This window comes from Oerskovia enterophila (genome assembly GCF_001692445.1).
Classification (GTDB): domain Bacteria; phylum Actinomycetota; class Actinomycetes; order Actinomycetales; family Cellulomonadaceae; genus Oerskovia; species Oerskovia enterophila.
The window spans coordinates 216,565-231,784 of record NZ_MAQA01000001.1; the positions used below are offsets into that span (position 1 = coordinate 216,565).

Here is a 15,220-nt window from a genome sequence, read left to right on the forward strand (position 1 = left end):
GGCTCGGTCAGGACGCGCCGGCGCCGGCGGGCGGGTCGCAGCGGTGGTCGACGTCGATCCGGAAGAGGTCGAGCGCGCCGCACACCTCGAGGACGAACAGGTCCCGGTCGTCGCACCCTCGCAGGACCGTCGCACCGCCGCGCTTGCGTCCCGAGTCGGCGAGCGAGATGAGGAACGCTGCGCCCGTGGAGTCCATGAACGTCACCCGGCACATGTCGATCACCAGGAGCTGGCGTCGCAGCCCGACGACGCGGGCCGCGATCTCGGGGAACTGGTCCCGTTCGGCGAGATCGAGGTCCCCGGCGATGACGAGAGTGGTCGTCGCGGGGGAGGTCGAGATCTCGATCATGGTCCTGACTCTAGGCGGGTGCGCCGTTCGTTGCACATGCGCTCGTCAGGGGCCTGCGAGAATCGACGGATGTCGACCACACCAGTGCGCCCCAACCTCCTCGACGGACCGGCTCCGGTGCGTCTGCCCGCCGAGCCGGACGTCGTCGCCGGCCTCGCGCGCGGCGACGAGCCGTTCGGGCTCGCGGCCGCCCACCCCTCGTCCTCGCTGCTCTGGGCGCTCCTCGCCGAAGCCACGCTGCGCGACGGGGGAGAGCACGCCCCGGTGACCGCGTACGCGTTCGCGCGCACCGGGTACCACCGGGGCCTCGACGCGCTGAGGCGGGCAGGGTGGCGCGGCCAGGGGCCGATCCCGGCCGACCACGAGCCCAACCAGGGGTTCCTGCGGGCGCTGCTCGCGCTGCACCGCGCCGCCGCGCTCATCGGTGAGACCGACGAGGCCGACCGCTGCGCCCAGTTCCTGGTCGACTCGGGTACCTCGGTCGACGAGGTCGCCGCGCTCGTCGCCTGACGCGCGCAGCACGCAGCACGTCGACGGCGCCGCTCGACGCCCGGCACGCTCGGGGCGCTCGACCCGCGACCCGCACCCGAGCCCGGGGCGGGAGCGGGAGCGGTGCCGTCGGACACCTGGAGCGCACCTGGTGGACCAGGGGAGCCGTCCAGGGCAAGGACGGGTAAACTCGTCCCGGCTTCCGGGTGACTGCCGCCCGGACGTGCCTCGGGCCCGCAGAGGACCCGCCGGTGAGACACGACACGCATCGACCCCCGTCGTCAGTGCGTGCCGCCGTTCGCCGGCCGGCCCGTCCTCTGTACGTGCCGGTCGGTGCTGGTCCGTGACCCGGTCCGAGGAACAGGCAGTCTGAAAGTGGGGAATCCATGCCAGGCGTGGTGCTCATCGGTGCCCAGTGGGGCGACGAAGGCAAGGGCAAGGCGACCGACCTCCTCGGTTCGCGGGTCGACTACGTGGTCAAGTTCAACGGCGGCAACAACGCCGGGCACACGGTCGTCATCGGGGACGAGAAGTACGCCCTGCACCTGCTGCCCTCCGGCATCCTGTCGCCGGGCGTGACCCCCGTCATCGCGAACGGCGTGGTCGTCGACATCGAGGTGCTCTTCCAGGAGCTCGACGACCTGATCTCGCGCGGTGTGGACGTCTCGCGTCTCCTGGTGTCCGGGAGCGCGCACGTCATCACCGGGTACCACCGCACCATGGACAAGGTGAGCGAGCGGTTCCTCGGCAAGCGCCGCATCGGGACGACCGGGCGCGGGATCGGGCCGGCGTACGCCGACAAGATCAACCGTGTCGGGATCCGCATGTGGGACCTGTTCGACGAGAAGATCCTGGCCGAGAAGATCGAGGGGTCGCTCGACCAGAAGAACCACCTGCTGGTCAAGGTCTACAACCGCCGCGCCATCACGGTCGACGAGACCGTCGAGGAGCTCCTCGCGTACGCGGAGCGCGTCAAGCCGATGGTCGCGGACACCTCGCTGATCCTGAACCAGGCGCTCGACGCGGGCAAGAACGTCCTCTTCGAGGGCGGGCAGGCCACGATGCTCGACGTCGACCACGGCACCTACCCGTTCGTGACGTCGTCGAACGCGACGGCTGGTGGTGCGGTGACGGGTTCGGGTGTCGGACCCACCAAGATCTCGTCGGTGATCGGCGTCATCAAGGCCTACACGACCCGTGTGGGCGAGGGCCCGTTCCCCACCGAGCTCTTCGACGAGATGGGTGAGTACCTGCTCAAGACGGGTGGCGAGTTCGGCGTGACCACGGGGCGCGCGCGCCGCTGCGGCTGGTACGACTCGGTGATCGCGCGCTACTCGAGCCGCATCAACGGGATCACGGACCTGGTCGTGACCAAGCTCGACATCCTCACGGGCATCCCCAAGATCCCCGTGTGCGTCGCCTACGACGTCGACGGCGTCCGGTACGACGAGATGCCCACCGACCAGACGGCGTTCCACCACGCCAAGCCGATCTACACCGAGTTCGACGGCTGGACCGAGGACATCTCCGGCTGCCGGACCTTCGAGGACCTGCCGGCCAACGCGCAGGCGTACGTGCGTTCGCTCGAGGAGCTCTCGGGTTCGCGGGTCTCGGCGATCGGCGTGGGGCCGTCGCGTGACGCGATCATCCCGCTGCACGACCTGCTGCACTGAGACGCCGGTACCGCACCCGTTCCCGACCGGACGGAAGGTTCCAGGTGCGTTGACGAACGTCTGACGGTAGAAACGGACGTAGCGGATTCTCGATCTTCGTATCGAGCGTCCGTTGCGTCCGTTTTTATGTTCTGGTGCTGTGATGTGCGTCGAACATGCCGGAAGAATCCGACAACCTGCGTGAATTAGTCAGGTTTCATCCTCGATTCCGTCAAGGATGGTCGATATGGTATAGGCGTACCAAGAAAGTCCAGGCAACGGCGCTTCTTGGGGGGACCGCAAGGGATCTTCAGGGTGAGCGTCGGCGTTCTGGCCGTTCGCACCCTGACCGACAGAAACGGGTGTGTGACATGCAGGAATCTCGTAGCCGCAAGATCAAGGTCGGGCTCGCCGGACTCGTCGTCCTCGGCGTGGGCGTCGCCGCGACCAGCGCGCTCTGGAGCGACAACGTCTGGTTCCAGGGCGACGTGACCTCCTCGACGTTCAACCTCGAGGGCTCGATCGACGGGACGACCTGGGTCGAGTCCGACAACGGGACGAACATCGAGCTGACCATCCCGACGGTCGAGAACCTCTCCCCGGGAACGCCCGTCACCAGGACGGTCTACGTCAAGAACGACACCGACTCGACGAACCCCGCCAACCTTGCGGCCCCGGTCGTCGAGGTCACGAGCGACAGCGCCGAGCTCAAGAACGCGCTCACCGTCACGGCCGCGTACGCGGACGCCGGTGCGGCGGCGAGCCTCGCGCCCGACGCCCAGGTCGCGATCGACGTGACCTACACGCTCACGATCCCCGCCGGTTCGAGCGCCGCCGACAACGCCGCGCTCCAGGGCAAGACGGCCGAGTTCACGATCCAGGTCACGGGCACCGAGGTCGTGACTCCCTGACATGACCCGGACCTCACGCACGGCTCGCGCCGTCGTGGGGGTGACGGCCCTCTGTGCGCTCGGCAGCGCCGGACTCCTCCCGGGGAACGGTGCTGCCGTCGCCGTCGAGGCACCCTCTGTGGTGGCGGCCGGGGAGGTGAGCCCCCAGCCCGTGTCGTTCTCCCTCGACGGCATGTCCCCCGGGCAGACCCGCTCCACCGTCGTCGACCTCGTCTCGACCCACGCGTCGGACGCTGCGGTCGTCGACGTCCGCGTCACGACGACCGGCGAGCTGGGCGACTCGATCAGCACCTCGATCGACGCGTGCACGAGTCCCTGGCAGGGCGACGTGTGCCCGAGCGGCGCCCTCCGGCTCGTCGACGGCTGGCGGGGGCCGCAGTCCGGGCCTGCCGCGCAGGACGTCGTCCTGCCCGCCGGAGCGACCACGTCGCTCCGCGTCCTCGTGACGCTCGACGACGACGCACCCGGTGGCGCCACGGGCACCGTCCGGTACGACCTCGCGCTGCAGGGGGAGACCACGGCCGGGGGCGGGGGGACCACCGCCCCCTCCGGTCCCGGAGGGCCTGGTGGGCTGCTCGCGACGACGGGCACCGCCGTGTGGTCGGTCGCGGCGCTTGCCGGTGCTGCGATCGGCGTCGGGGCAGCGCTCCTGCGCCGCAGGAGACATCCTGAACCCGGCGCGACGACCGGGCAGCCGGTCGGGCCGTGAGGCGCAGCGGAGAGACAGGCGCACTCCACGGCTCACGACCTCCGCGCCACCTGCGCGGCAGGTGCTTCGACACGCAGGGCGGTGCGCCCCGCTCGCACGACGACCAGGAGAGGAGGCACCCGTGATCGATCGATCGTCCCCGCGGGGAGGCGTCCGGCGGCTCGCCCCGGGCCGTTCCGCGGCACGGGCGGCCGCCGTGCTGGCGCTCCTGCTCCTGGTCGGAGTCACCCTGTGGAGCGCAGGGCAGTCGCGTCCGACCTCGGCGGCGTGGGCCGACTCGGTCTTCGCCGACGGCCGCGTGACCACGGCGTCGATCTCCGCCGCGGTCGACGTGGTCGCAGGCGACTTCCACTCGTGCGCGCTCGTCGAGGGTGGCGAGGTCTGGTGCACAGGGGCCAACGACCGCGGCCAGCTCGGGACGGGCACCACGGCATCCTCGGACGTCCTCGTGGGACCGGTCGGAGGGCTGCTCTCGGGCAAGGAGGTTACCTTCCTCGACGCCGGCGACAACCACACGTGCGCGTTCGCCGAGGGCTCGGTGTACTGCTGGGGCGACAACTCGAGCGGGCAGATCGGGGTCGGCGGTGCGGCGTTCTACACCGAGCCGGTGGCGATCCCGCCGGGGAACGCGATCGGACCGGTGACCGAGCTCGAGCTCGGCGCGACCGGCTCGTGCGCGGTCGCGGGCGGCAAGGGGTACTGCTGGGGCGACACGCTGGGGCCTGCAGGGACCTCCTCGACCCCGGTCGAGATCTCCGGTGGGGCCATGCCGGCCGGGGCGACCGTGACCGACATCGCGATCGGTGCCGGTCTCGGGTGCCTCCTGGCCGACGGTGCGCCGTACTGCTGGGGTGCGAACGACGTCGGGCAGCTGGGCGACGGGACGACCGACCCCAGCCCGGCCCCCGTGGCGGTCGTGACGAACGGCGTGCTCCAGGGAGCGGAGATCCTCGACATCTCGGTCGGCGGGAAGACCGCTTGCGTGATCGGCCGGAAGACGGCGGGCCCGGAGAGCCAGTCGCCGTACTGCTGGGGGGACAACTCCTGGGGGCAGCTCGGCATCGGTTCGACGGGCGGCAGCTCGCCCGTCCCCGTGGCGATCGCCGAAGGCGGAGAGCTCGCCGGGACGCCCGTCGTCTCGCTCGATCTGGGGGACGGGACGACGTGCGCGCTGACGGCGTCCGGCATCGCGTACTGCTGGGGGAACAACTCCGAGGGCCAGACCGGGACGAACGTCACCTGGAACGCCATCGTCGACCGGCCGACCGAGGTCGACCGCGGCAACATGAATGCCGTCAAGGACAGTGCGCGGTTCCGGACGATCGACGTCGACGCGACGCACGGCTGCGGGGCCGCGACGGACGGGATGCTCTACTGCTGGGGCCTCAACTCCTCGGGGCAGCTCGGGACGGGCAGCACGGTCCAGTCGTACCGCCCGGTCATGATGAGCCCGACCTGGTCGGGATGGGCCTCATGAGGTGGCTCAAGCGGATCGGCGACGCGTTCCTGACGGTCGCCGCCGTCGCCGGGGTGCTCGGTCTGCTGCTGTTCGTCGGCATCCAGACGGGACGGCTGCAGACCATGGTCGTCATCTCCGGATCGATGGTGCCGACCTACGAGGTGGGCGACGCGATCGTCGCGCGCCGCGTCCCGGCGTCGAGCCTCGAGGTCGGTGACGTCGTGAGCGTCTTCACCCGTGACGGCGTCCTGGTGACGCACCGTGTCGTCGCTATCGAGGGCGGACCTGGCGACGAGCGGACCCTCACGCTCCGTGGGGACAACAACCCCGTCGACGACCCCGAGCAGTACGTCGTCGACGACGCACTGGTGCCGCTGGTCCGGATACCCGGGGCCCGCGACGCCATCGAGACCCTGCGTCGGCCCGCGGTCGGCATCCCCGTCGTCGTCGCGGCGTGCGCGCTCGTCGGGTTCGCGCTCATGCCCTCCTCGAAGAAGCGTCAGGAGCCCGAGGACGAGCCGACGTCGGGCGGTCCCGCAGCGGGACCGGTGCCCGACGACGTGGACGCCCCGGGCCCACCGCGCACCGATCGGTAGACTGCGTTCCCGTGAAGATCCTCGTCATCGGTTCGGGTGCCCGCGAGCACGCCATCGTCCACTCCTTCGCCCAGGAGTCCGTCGCCACGGGCGCGGAGGCGCACGAGCTGCACGCCGCCCCGGGGAACCCGGGGATCGGAGAGCTCGCGACGCTCCACGCGGTCAGCGCGGTCGACGGCGAGGCCGTCGCGGCGCTCGCGGTCGAGCTGGGAGCAGACCTGGTCGTGATCGGCCCGGAGGCGCCGCTCGTCGCCGGTGTCGCGGACGCCGTGCGGGCGGCCGGCATCGACTGCTTCGGCCCCAGCGCCGAGGCCGCCGCGCTCGAGGGCTCCAAGGCGTTCGCCAAGGACGTCATGGCCGCAGCGTCGGTCCCCACCGCTCTCGCGCACGTGTGCACCGACATCGACCAGGTCGCCGACGCGCTCGACGCGTTCGGTGCGCCCTACGTGGTCAAGGACGACGGGCTCGCCGCGGGCAAGGGCGTCGTCGTGACCGACGACCGCCAGGAGGCGCTCGAGCACGCGCAGGCCTGCTTCGCGACGCCTCGCCCCGGCGCGGGCGACCCCGTGGTCGTGATCGAGGAGTACCTCGACGGACCCGAGGTCTCGCTCTTCTGCCTGTCGGACGGCACGAGCGTCGTCCCCCTCGCTCCTGCGCAGGACTTCAAGCGCGCGTTCGACGGCGACGCGGGCCCCAACACGGGCGGCATGGGTGCCTACAGCCCGCTGCCCTGGGCTCCCGCGGGCCTGACCGAGGAGGTCGTCACCCGGGTCGCGCAGCCCACGATCGACGAGATGGCCCGCCGCGGCACGCCGTTCGCCGGAGTCCTCTACGTGGGCCTCGCGCTCACGAGCCGCGGCACGCGCGTGGTCGAGTTCAACGCCCGCTTCGGTGACCCGGAGACCCAGGTCGTCCTCTCGCGGCTCGTCACGCCGCTGTCCGCGGTGCTGCGCGCAGCGGCCCGCGGCGAGCTCGCGGACTTCCCGCGGCTGCGCTGGTCGGACGACGCGGCCGTGACCGTCGTCGTCGCCGCGAACGGCTACCCGGCAGCGGTCCGCAGCGGGGACGCCATCACCGGGGTCTCCGAGGCCGAGTCCCTCGAGGGCGTGCACGTCCTGCACGCGGGCACCGTGCTCGACGACGAGGACGTGCTGCGCAGCGCCGGCGGGCGCGTGCTGTCGGTCGTCGCGCGGGGCCAGGACCTCCAGGAGGCGCGCCGCCGTGTCTACGCAGGCGTCGACAAGATCGTCCTGCCCGGCTCGCACCACCGCACCGACATCGCCGAGAAGGCCGCGCGCGAGCAGCGCTGAGCCCGTGCTCGACGAGGGCCCGCGAGCTGTTGCTCGCGGGCCCTCGCCGTCCCCGGCCCGTCCGACGGGGCCCGGTCCATGGGGGCGCCTCGGCCGCAGGCGCCCCCGGTCAGGAGGTCGAGCAGGCCTTCCCGCCGAGCGTGATGCTCGTCGGGGTCCCGGCCGTGCCCGACGCGATGAAGCCGACCGTCGCGCTCGCCCCCGGGGCGAGGGTCGTCGACCAGGCCGGTGCCGCGACGGAGACGGTCGCACCGCTCTGCGTCAGCGTGCCGCCCCAGCCCTGGGTGACCTGCTCGCCGCTCGCGAACGTCCAGCCGGCCGACCAGCCCGTCACGGGCGTCGTCGCGGTGTTCTTCACCGTGAGCGACCCCTGGAAGCCCCCGGGCCAGGAACCGGTGACCGCGTACTGCGCGGTGCAGGCACCCGTGCCGGGCTGTTCGGTGGGCTGTTCGGTCGGCTGCTCGGTCGGCTCGGGGGCCGTGCCCGTGAGGTCGCCCACGACGATCCCTCGCCCGTTGGTCCCGACGAAGACCCGGCCGTACACGTCGGGGTCACCCGTGATCGTGCTGCCCGTCCAGGCCCACTGGTGCTCGTCGTCGTTGATGCGGACCCACGTGGCCCCCGCGTCGTCCGAGCGGAACAGGCCTCGGACGCCGTCGATCTTCGACGACGTGTAGACGGCCGGGTAGCTGTTCCCGGGAGCAGCCTTGCCGAACCCGACGGCGTCGCCCTCGTCGACCGCGGAGACGCGGGTGAACGTCGCACCCCTGTCGGTCGAGCGCCACATGCCGTAGGTCTTGTCGGTCGCGCCGCCCGCGAGCCACACGTCTCCCTCGTGACCGGGGACCGCCGCGAACCGGACGTTCCCGTCCGCGGGCAGGCCGGCCGCGGTCGACGCGGTGAACGATGCCCCGCCGTCGGTGCTGCGGTAGAAGGTCCCGGCCGCGTAGCCGTAGAAGACCTGCGGGTTCACGCGGTCGGACTCGACGCGGGCGCCTGCCGGGATCCCGGTCGACGCGGTCCAGCCCGACCCGAGCGTCGTCGAGACGTGCACCCCGGTGCCGGCCGGGCTCCACACGATGCGTCCGCCGTCCGCGGCCACCGCGACCGTGCCGGCGCCGGTCACCCCGGCCGGCTCCTGCCCGGCCCACCACGAGGAGCCGCCGCTCGTGGAGATCCCGATGTGCGACTCGACGTCGCCGTCGACGCCCTGACCGACCCTGACCACGGTCGAGGGCGACAGCTCGGCGAAGTCGAGGCTGTGCACCGCGCCGTGGTACGGCTGGGTGTACATGCCCGACGGCACCTGCGTGACGTCGGTGTGGACGAACCCGCCGATGTCGGCGAGCCCCGAGATGAGCTCGGCGCCGCCCGGAGGTGCGACGAGGTCCAGGACCGCCGTCTCCTCGATGCCCTGCGCCTTGACGGAGATGTCGACGGTCCCGCCCGTGTCCCACTCGGTCAGGTCGGTCCCGCCGTAGATCGTCGCGCCCGTGCCGTAGAAGAAGCGGTCGGAGTCGAACGGGTCGATCTCGAACGACTCGGTCATCCAGCCGAGCTTGGGGCTGGGCTCGGGCGGGTTGGGCTGCTCGCCGAAGTCGAGCCACGGAGCTCCGCTGATGTCGAGCGTGTACCGGAGCGTGCGGTTCGGATACCCGTCCCAGTCCCAGATGCGGCTCCAGGTCTCACCGCGGTCGGTGCTGCGCCAGATCACGATGTCCGGCCACCACGAGACCTGGCTCACGACCATGAGGGTGTCGGGGTCCTGCCGGTCGATCGTCAGGCCGGAGTACCCGTAGTAGGCGTCCGCACTGCTCGACGGGACCGGGCTGATCCGGTCCCAGGTGCCGGTCGCGACGTCGAGCCGCCAGACGTCGCCGCTGCCTCCGTCGTACGGGCCGCCCGTGTCCGAGGTCGCGACGTAGAGCTGGCGACCCGTCGCGTCGAGCACGCCCTTGTGGGGGAGGAACCCGGTGGGTTGGCCCGGGACGCGTTCCCAGGTGGCCCCGGCGTCGGTCGAGCGGTAGACGCCGTTCTCCTTGTCGGCGACCCCGACGTAGATGGTCCGGGTCGGCTGCGTGCCCGTCGAGCTCGACGGGTCGAACGTGACCCAGACGACGCCCTGGTTCGAGCTGAGGTAGCCGTTCTCGTCGTCGGGGTCCTGCACGTAGCTGCCCGGGTTGGGGAACGCCGTGACCTCGGACCACGTGACGCCCTTGTCGGTGCTGCGCCACAGCCCGTTGCCTCCCTCGGTGCCGAGGTAGAGGACCCGGTTGTCGTGCGGGTCGACCGAGAGCCGTTCGCCCATGCCGCGGCCGGGCATGTTGCCCCCGACCTTGAACGGCAGGTCCGTCTTCTGCCAGGTCTCGCCGCGGTCCGACGACCGCAGGACCGCACCGTCGTTCGGGTCCCACGAGTTCGTGTACGTGCCGACCGCGACGTAGACGTTGTCCGGGTCGACGGGGTCGGTCGCGAGGCTCAGGACGCCGTTGTGGTTCCAGTCGTCCCAGCCGACGTGGTCGAGCAGCGGGATCCAGCGCTGCGTCGCGGCGTCGAGCCGGTACGCGCCCCCGATGTCGGTGCGGGCGTAGACGAGTCCCGGTTCGGTCTGGTTGAAGACGATGCCGGGGACGAACCCGCCACCGACGATCTCGACGTTCCCCCAGTCGTACGCCTGCGCGGCGCTCGCGGCGGGGGCCGCGGCGAGTCCTGCGGGGGTCAGGCCGCCGGTCGCGGCGACGGCGCCCGCCGTGCCGAGCCCGGCGGCGAGACCGAGCCCGGCGAGGGACGCGATCAGTGGTCGATAGCTCATCCGTGGCACTCCTTCGTGACGGTCGGTCGGGGCGGGCCCGTCGTCACCCCCTCCGACGGACCCGCGCGGCCGACCTTAGCGAAGCGCTTCGACGATCGGCACCGGGTGAAACGTTTAGGGGACGTCCGGGCGGCCCGTCGCCGGGCGGCCCGTCGCCGGGCCGCCCGGACGGTGGGCGTCGGGCGTGCCTCAGGCGCTCGTGCAGGCCTGGCCGTCGAGCGCGAAGCCCGACGGGCCCGCCCCCGTGCCGTTCGCCGTGAAGCCGACCTCGACGCTCGCACCAGGGGCCAGGGTCCCGTTCCACGGCGCGTTGACGACCGTGACGGTCGTGCCCGACTGGCTGAACGTGCCCGACCAGCCGTTCGTGACCTGCTGCCCCGCGGGGAGCGAGAAGGTCAGCGTCCACCCGTTGCGGGGTGTGGGCCCCGTGCTGGTGACCTTCACGGACCCGGTGTATCCCGTGCTCCAGCCGTTCGTGGAGGACGTCACGGCGCACTGGCCCGTGGGGGTCACGGGCCCGGCCGACGTGGTCACGGTCCGTGCGGCCGACGCGGGCGAGACGTTGCCCGCCGCGTCGCGCGCCCGCACCGTGAACGAGTAGGTGGTCGCGGGCGAGAGCCCCGTCAGGGTGGCGCTCGCCGTGCTCGTCGTGGCGACCTTGGTGGCCCCCGTGGCGTCGTTCCGGTAGACGTCGTAGGCGGTCACGGCCCGGTCGTCGGTCGAGGCGCCCCAGGCGAGCGTCACGCCCGACGACGTCACGTCCGTCGCGCTCGGGGTCCCCGGCACGGTCGGTGCCTGGGTGTCCGGGACGGGCGTGGTGCCGCCGTCGCCGTACAGGTCGCCGAGCGACTGCCCGGTCGTCGAACCCACCCCGCCGAGGGGCACCTGATGGTCGAGCGAGACGAACTTCCCGCCCTCCTTCCACAGCGCGGGCTCGAGCAGGTCGTACTTGGCCTCGTCCCACGTGGTCCAGTCGTGGTTCAGCAGACCGCCCGTGTCGCCCGAGTTCGGGTTGATGCACCAGAACGTGTGGCTGATCCGGTGGTCGACCATCATGTCGCGCAGCGCGCGCATCCACTTCTCGTTCTTTCCCCCGTCGAGCAGCCCGCCCCACTCGCCCACGAGCAGCGGAGCCGTGCCCTCCTTCCACAGGTACAGCCAGCTCGGGTCCCACACCTCGGCCTCGAGCGAGGCCCGGTCCCAGTCGTCGCCCTCGAACCACGGCTGCGGCGAGACGAGCGGCCCGTAGTCGTGCGGCGAGTAGACGAGCTGGTCCTGGTGCGCACCCAGGTCGACCGGGTGGTCGGCCGCGCCGCGCAGGTTGCCGCCCCACCACGTGTTGTGGAAGTCGTCGAGGCCGCGGTCGGCCCAGGTCTTGCCGGCCTTGGGATAGACCTGGACCCCCTCGACGAGGATCAGCAGGTGCGGGTTGATCGCGAGGATCCGTGCGGCGGCCTGCTCGGCGACGTAGCGCCAGTTGTCGGCGTCTCTCGACCCGTCCCACTTGGCGCGCAGGGCCTCGGACTGCGAGCCGTGCGGCTCGTTCTTGAGGTCGGCCGCGACGATCGTGTCGTCGTCGGCGTACTCCTGGGCGAACCACTCCCAGCCCGCGTAGAAGTCCTCGACCGTGAACCCGCCGTGGGTCCACAGGGGGTAGACGTGGCCCGAGTTGTCGGCCGTCGCGCTGTGGAGGTCGATCATGACCTTGAGCCCGTACTTCTCGCACAGCGAGAGCCAGTGGTCGAAGATCTCCTTGTTGTCCATGCCCACGAGCTCGGGGTTCACGAACGTGTTGACGTTGGGCGACGCGACGGTCTCCCCGTCCCTCCACTCGAGCAGCAGCTCGGTCGAGACCGGGACGCGCACGATGTTGATGCCACGCTCGGCCATCGAGCGCGTGATCGCCTCGAGGTTGCCGGACCACAGACCGTGGAACACGCGCTCGCTCGCGTTGAAGCCGAACCAGTTCGCGCCGGTCAGCCAGACCTCGTCGCCCGCGGCGTCGACGATGGTCGAGCCGTCGGTGTGCAGCCAGTCGTCGGCCGGGACGGCGGCGAGGGACACGTCCGCGGCCGCGGACGGGGTGAGGGACGCCGAGGTGGGCGTCGAGGACGAGGTGAGCGGCGCCGTCGGGCCGGCGAGGGCGGCTGCGGACGGCAGCGCGCCCGCGACCAGGACCGCGCCCGCCGCGATCGCGGCGTACGCGGCCCGGCGCCGGGGGCGGGGTCGGGAGATCGGATCCTGCAGAGGACTCATGGAAAGCTCCTGGAAGAAGGACCGGGCTGCCCGGGGCCGCGAGGTGCGGGCCCGGACAGCCCGGTCGGGTGCTGTCGGTCAGGTCAGGCGACGGTGCAGGCCTGGCCGTTGAGGGTGAAGACGGCCGGCACGCCGTTCGTGCCGCTGTGGCTCGCGTTGAAGCCGACCTCGGCGGACCCGCCCGGGGCGAGGTTCGCGTTCCACGAGAGCCCGGTCACCGTGACGTTCGCGCCGGTCTGCGTGAACTGGCCCGACCACGAGTTGGTGATCGTCTGGCCCGACGGGAACGTGAAGGCCAGGCTCCAGCCGTTGACCGTGCTGGTCGAGGTGTTCGTGACCTTCACGGTGCCCGTGAAGCCCGAGCCCCAGCCGTTCGCCGAGTAGGCGACCGTGCACGAGCCGGGGGGCGGGACGACGACCGTCGTGGTCGTCGCGCTCACCGCGGCCGAGGCCGCCGAGAGGTTGCCCGCGGTGTCCTTGGCCCGGACCGTGTACGAGTACGTGGTGCCCGCCGTCAGACCCGTGTCGGTGAAGGACGTCCCGGTCGGGGTGCCGACCTGGGTTCCGTTGCGCAGGACCACGTAGCCGGCCACGCCGACGTCGTCGGTCGACGCGTTCCAGGAGAGCGGGACGGTGCTCGCGGTGGTCGTCCCCGCGGTCAGACCCGTGGGTGTCGAGGGCGGCAGGTCCGTCTGGCCCGCCGCGGTCGTGACCGACCGGGCGGCAGACGGCGTCGAGACGTTGCCGGCCGCGTCGCGCGCCGTGACCGTGAACGAGTACGTGGTCGCGGGGCTCAGACCCGTCGCCGTGAAGCTCGTCGAGGTCGAGGTGCCGACCTGCACGCCGTTGCGGTAGATCGTGTAGCCCGTCACGCCGACCGCGTCGGTCGAGGCCGTCCACGAGAGCGGGACCGAGGTGGCCGTGGCCGTGCCCGCGGTGAGGCCCGTCGGGGCCGTGGGAGCCGTCACGTCGCCGGGCGTCGTGCCGCCGCCCTCGATGACCGGGTAGGCGTTCTCGACGAGCATCTCGAACTGCGCGTCGAACCACTGGCCCGCGAGCGGGGCCCCGCCCAGCGCGCCCGTCAGCTGGTTGGAGAGCTTGGGCGAGACGAACGTCGGGTCGCACATGCGGTCGAACCGCTTGCCCTGGTCGTTCGGGATGTCCGTCGAGGCGCCGTCGGACTCGCCCGGAGGCTTGACCCACACGAACGCGTGCAGGTGCGACTCGGGGTAGCCCGACGGCGTGGCCTGCGGGCGCTCACCGATGCCGGCGCCTGCGGGGTTGCACCACGCGCCACGGTGGATGCGCTTGTCCACGCGGGACTCGTTGACGTAGGTGTTGTAGTTCGTCGACGTGCTGACCGCGGTCGGTCGGGCGTCGCCGCCCCACCCGTTGCGGGACGTGTCGATGAGCATGCCGATCGAGGCCGGGAAGCCCTCGGCGACCAGGAGGTCGTAGAGGTGCGCGGTCCAGTCGGTCTCGTCGAAGTCGGCGTTCCACTCGTAGAAGCTGGACGACCGGATGGGCGTGCCGCCGATCTGGATGTCCTCGAGGAACGGCTCGACCAGCGGCGTCGAGTTCGCGGTGTTGGTCACGAAGCCCGTGACCGACGCGAAGCCCGCGTTCGTCGACCTCACGACGTCGGCGAAGAGCTTGGCGGCGGGGCCCGAGTTGCTCGGCCAGCCCAGCCAGCCCGCGTGCGCGGCGTCGATGTAGGAGTAGACGTTGCCGACCGTGTAGAGCTCGTCGAGCGCGTACTTCACGCCCGCGCGGTAGTACGGAGCGGACTGCTGGCAGTCGGGCGTGCTGATGTTGGTGATGAGGTTGGGCAGCGAGTCGGGCTCGATCGTCGCCGCGATCCGCAGCGAGTCGTACTTGGGGTCGTCGAGGATGTCGACGATCGGGTCGATGTACTCGTTCTTGTAGCGCACGAGCCCGGCGTCCGTGGCGGGCAGCTCGCCGTTCGACGCGAGCGCGTAGCAGTCACGGCCGGGCAGGTCGTAGATGACCAGGTTGAACACGATCGGCACGCCCGCGTCCTTCTGGGCGAGCGCCTCGTCGAGGTGGAAGCGCAGGCCGGGGCCGTCGGCATTGCCCTCGATCGCACTGATGCGGTCCATCCAGACGGCCGTGGGCTCGCCCGAGATCGCCTGCATCTTCGCGGCCAGGTCACCGTCGGCACGCGTGGCGGCGGCCTCGACCGAGTCCGACCAGTAGGGGTTCACGTACTGCGTCGCCCCGGCGTACGGGTTCGCGACGCGGGCCTCGGCCGCGGCGGCCGGAACCTGTGCGAGCGCGAGCGGAGCGGCGACGAGCGCCGCAGCGGCCATGGCTGTCGCGCCCTTGCGCAGCCGATGGTGGGTTGGTGACACGAGGTCCTCCTGAGGTTCGTCCTGGGGCCGGACGACACCGGCCGGCCCGTGCCGCGGGGTGCGGCGTCGAGCGCAACGTGTCACGGACCGGGTGACGTCGGCACGTCGTGAAACGTTTAGGTGGACAACTCGGTTCACCCGCACGAGGGGGCGGGGCAGTGCGTGGTCAGCGCGGGGGAGAGGTGGTGCCGCGCACGACGAGCCGTCCGCCCGGGACCGCGGGCAGCGGCTCGACGTGCACCGTCGCGCCTCTCGGTGAGGTGCCGGGGCCGGGGGGTGTGCTGGGGGCAGGGGCAGGGGCAGGG

The 15,220-nt window shown here is 71.8% G+C and carries 11 protein-coding genes; 7 read left to right on the forward strand and 4 right to left on the reverse strand.

Features of this window, described 5'->3' with window-relative positions:
- Positions 1 to 7 precede the first annotated feature (7 nt).
- Entirely contained in the window at positions 8 to 349 is a 342-nt protein-coding gene (locus OERS_RS00865) for an STAS domain-containing protein (RefSeq protein WP_056764619.1), read from the reverse strand.
- Between the two features lie 69 nt (positions 350 to 418).
- On the opposite strand from OERS_RS00865, the gene OERS_RS00870 reads away from it, so the two are divergent.
- The 7 genes from OERS_RS00870 to purD all read left to right on the forward strand — a co-directional run bounded on the left by OERS_RS00870 (position 419) and on the right by purD (position 7,475).
- A complete protein-coding gene (locus OERS_RS00870; RefSeq protein ID WP_056652584.1) occupies positions 419 to 859 on the forward strand; it encodes a DUF3151 domain-containing protein in 441 nt (146 codons plus the stop codon).
- A gap of 365 nt (positions 860 to 1,224) precedes the next feature.
- The gene (locus tag OERS_RS00875) at positions 1,225 to 2,511 is read left to right on the forward strand and encodes an adenylosuccinate synthase (protein ID WP_068623590.1); all 1,287 of its coding nucleotides are present in this window, start codon (positions 1,225 to 1,227) and stop codon (positions 2,509 to 2,511) included.
- A 350-nt stretch (positions 2,512 to 2,861) separates the two neighbouring features.
- Positions 2,862 to 3,401, forward strand: coding sequence for a SipW-dependent-type signal peptide-containing protein (locus OERS_RS00880; protein ID WP_068623592.1), 540 nt, complete (start codon positions 2,862 to 2,864; stop codon positions 3,399 to 3,401).
- Position 3,402: 1 nt separating this feature from the next.
- Positions 3,403 to 4,110: a hypothetical protein gene (locus OERS_RS21355; RefSeq protein ID WP_068623594.1), complete on the forward strand. Its 708-nt coding sequence runs from the start codon at positions 3,403 to 3,405 to the stop codon at positions 4,108 to 4,110.
- A gap of 121 nt (positions 4,111 to 4,231) precedes the next feature.
- A complete protein-coding gene (locus OERS_RS00890; RefSeq protein ID WP_068623596.1) occupies positions 4,232 to 5,587 on the forward strand; it encodes an RCC1 domain-containing protein in 1,356 nt (451 codons plus the stop codon).
- Positions 5,584 to 6,165 carry a signal peptidase I gene (locus OERS_RS00895; RefSeq protein WP_169834158.1) on the forward strand — a complete coding sequence of 194 codons (582 nt, stop codon included), beginning with the start codon at positions 5,584 to 5,586 and terminating at the stop codon, positions 6,163 to 6,165. The genes OERS_RS00890 and OERS_RS00895 overlap by 4 nt, the downstream gene beginning before the upstream one ends.
- Before the next feature lie 11 nt (positions 6,166 to 6,176).
- Positions 6,177 to 7,475 carry a phosphoribosylamine--glycine ligase gene (gene purD, locus OERS_RS00900; RefSeq protein WP_068623600.1) on the forward strand — a complete coding sequence of 433 codons (1,299 nt, stop codon included), beginning with the start codon at positions 6,177 to 6,179 and terminating at the stop codon, positions 7,473 to 7,475.
- A gap of 109 nt (positions 7,476 to 7,584) precedes the next feature.
- On the opposite strand, the gene OERS_RS22195 is transcribed toward purD, so the two are convergent.
- From OERS_RS22195 to OERS_RS00915, 3 genes are all read right to left on the reverse strand, one after another.
- Positions 7,585 to 10,287 (reverse strand): cellulose binding domain-containing protein, encoded by a 2,703-nt coding sequence (locus OERS_RS22195; RefSeq protein ID WP_068623602.1) that lies wholly within the window; start codon positions 10,285 to 10,287, stop codon positions 7,585 to 7,587.
- 189 nt (positions 10,288 to 10,476) lie between these two features.
- Positions 10,477 to 12,543 carry a cellulase family glycosylhydrolase gene (locus tag OERS_RS00910; RefSeq protein ID WP_083201119.1) on the reverse strand — a complete coding sequence of 689 codons (2,067 nt, stop codon included), beginning with the start codon at positions 12,541 to 12,543 and terminating at the stop codon, positions 10,477 to 10,479.
- A gap of 83 nt (positions 12,544 to 12,626) precedes the next feature.
- Positions 12,627 to 14,873 (reverse strand): glycoside hydrolase family 6 protein, encoded by a 2,247-nt coding sequence (locus tag OERS_RS00915; protein WP_068623604.1) that lies wholly within the window; start codon positions 14,871 to 14,873, stop codon positions 12,627 to 12,629.
- Positions 14,874 to 15,220: the final 347 nt, after the last annotated feature.

Excerpts from the sequence above, each read along its gene's own strand:
- OERS_RS00865 (WP_056764619.1), bottom strand. The coding sequence starts at position 349 with ATGATCGAGATCTCGACCTCCCCCGCGACGACCACTCTCGTCATCGCC.
- OERS_RS00870 (WP_056652584.1), top strand. The coding sequence starts at position 419 with ATGTCGACCACACCAGTGCGCCCCAACCTCCTCGACGGACCGGCTCCG.
- OERS_RS00875 (WP_068623590.1), top strand. The coding sequence starts at position 1,225 with ATGCCAGGCGTGGTGCTCATCGGTGCCCAGTGGGGCGACGAAGGCAAG.
- OERS_RS00880 (WP_068623592.1), top strand. The coding sequence starts at position 2,862 with ATGCAGGAATCTCGTAGCCGCAAGATCAAGGTCGGGCTCGCCGGACTC.
- OERS_RS21355 (WP_068623594.1), top strand. The coding sequence starts at position 3,403 with ATGACCCGGACCTCACGCACGGCTCGCGCCGTCGTGGGGGTGACGGCC.
- OERS_RS00895 (WP_169834158.1), top strand. The coding sequence starts at position 5,584 with ATGAGGTGGCTCAAGCGGATCGGCGACGCGTTCCTGACGGTCGCCGCC.
- OERS_RS22195 (WP_068623602.1), bottom strand. The coding sequence starts at position 10,287 with ATGAGCTATCGACCACTGATCGCGTCCCTCGCCGGGCTCGGTCTCGCC.
- OERS_RS00910 (WP_083201119.1), bottom strand. The coding sequence starts at position 12,543 with ATGAGTCCTCTGCAGGATCCGATCTCCCGACCCCGCCCCCGGCGCCGG.
- OERS_RS00915 (WP_068623604.1), bottom strand. The coding sequence starts at position 14,873 with ATGGCCGCTGCGGCGCTCGTCGCCGCTCCGCTCGCGCTCGCACAGGTT.